General features: G+C 74.7%; 1 protein-coding gene. It reads left to right on the plus strand.

Annotation, left to right across the window (positions count from 1 at the left end; genetic code table 11):
* Positions 1–1,801, plus strand: a 1,801-nt coding sequence (locus H5J30_RS30840) for an alpha-N-acetylglucosaminidase (RefSeq protein WP_181790776.1), incomplete at both ends; no start/stop codon positions are given.

Genomic DNA, 1,801 nt, shown 5'->3' on the forward strand with positions numbered 1-1,801 from the left:
AACGGCGACCAACTCGACCTGCCCGCACGGCTGCCCGCCCCCGCCGCCCCGCTGGCCGGCGAGGCGCACGTGCCGCACCGCTTCGCCTACAACGACACCAACGAGGGCTACACCGGCGCCTACCGCGACTTCGCCGCCTGGGAACGCGCCCTCGACGTGCTCGCGCTGCACGGCGTCAACGAAGTGCTGATCTGCGTCGGCACCGACGCCGTCTACTACGAGACCTTCCGCGCCTTCGGCTACTCCGACGAGGAGATGCGCGCCTGGATCCCCGCCCCCGCGCACCAGCCCTGGTGGCTGCTGCAGAACATGGCCTACTTCGGCGGCCCCGTCTCCGCCCGGCTGCTGCGGCTGCGCGCCGCACTGGGCGCCCGCATCACCGCGCGCGTACGCGAGCTGGGCATGACGCCCGTGCTCCCCGGCTACTTCGGCACCGTCCCCGACGGCTTCGCCGAGAAGAACCCCGGCGCCCACGTCGTCCCGCAGGGCGGCTGGGTCGGCTTCGAGCGCCCCGGCTGGCTCGACCCCCGCGACCCGCGCTTCGCCGAGGTCGCCGCCGCGTTCTACGGCCACCAGCGCGACCTGCTCGGCCCCGCGGGCCTGTACAAGATGGACCTGCTGCACGAGGGCGGCGACCCCGGCGGCGTACCCGTGGGCGACGCCGCCCGCGCCGTCGAGGCCGCGCTGCGGCGCGCCCACCCCGACGCCCTCTGGGCGATACTCGGCTGGCAGACCAACCCGCGCCGGGAGATCCTCGACGCCATCGACCGCGACCGCATGCTCATCCTCGACGGCCTCTCCGACCGCTTCCCGACCGTCACCGACCGCGAGGCCGACTGGCTCGGCACCCCCTACGCCTTCGGCGCCATCTGGAACTTCGGCGGCCACACCCCCCTCGGCGCCAACACCTCCGACTGGGCCGAGCTGTACCCTGCCTGGCGCGACAAGCCGGGCAGCGCGCTGGCCGGCATCGCCATGATGCCCGAGGGCGCCGACAACAACCCCGCCGCGATGTCCCTGCTCACCGAACTCGCCTGGACCCCGGGCCGGATCGACCTCGACGACTGGTTCCGCGAGTACGCCACCGCACGCTACGGCGCCGAGGACGCGCACGCGGCAGCCGCCTGGCAGGTGCTGCGCGAGACCGCGTACGGCACCACGCGCGCCGACTCCTGGAGCGAGGGCGCCGACAGCCTCTTCTGCGCCCGCCCCGGCCTCGACGTCCGCAGCGCCGCCGCCTGGAGCCCGCAGCAGGACCGCTACGACATCGCCGCCTTCGACGGCGCGCTCACCGGGCTCCTCGCCGTCGCCCCCGGGCTGCGCCGCTCCGCCGCGTACCGCTACGACCTCATGGACGTCACCAGGCAGGCGCTCGCCAACCGCAGCCGACCGCTGCTGGCGCGGATCAAGGAGGCGTACGAGGCCGGCGACCGCGGCGGGCTGCGTGACCTGACCTCCGCCTGGCTGGAGCTGATCCGGCTGCTGGACCGGGTGGTGGGCACCGATCCGCAGCACCTGCTCGGCCGGTATCTCGCCGAGGCCCGCGCCTGGGGCGCCGACCGCGCCGAGCGGGACCGGCTGGAGTACGACGCGCGCTCGCTGATCACCACCTGGGGCCCGCGCGCCGGCAGCGAGGCCGGGCTGCACGACTACGCGAACCGCGAATGGCAGGGCCTGCTCGGCGACTTCTACCACAGCCGCTGGAAGACCTACTTCGCCACGCTCGACACGGCGCTGGCCACCGGCGCGGAGCCGGCCGCCGTCGACTGGTTCGCCTACGAGGACGCCTGGGCGCGCCGCC

Origin of the sequence: Streptomyces phytophilus (assembly GCF_013870535.1) — a bacterium.
In the GTDB taxonomy this organism is placed as follows: Bacteria; Actinomycetota; Actinomycetes; order Streptomycetales; family Streptomycetaceae; genus Streptomyces; species Streptomyces phytophilus.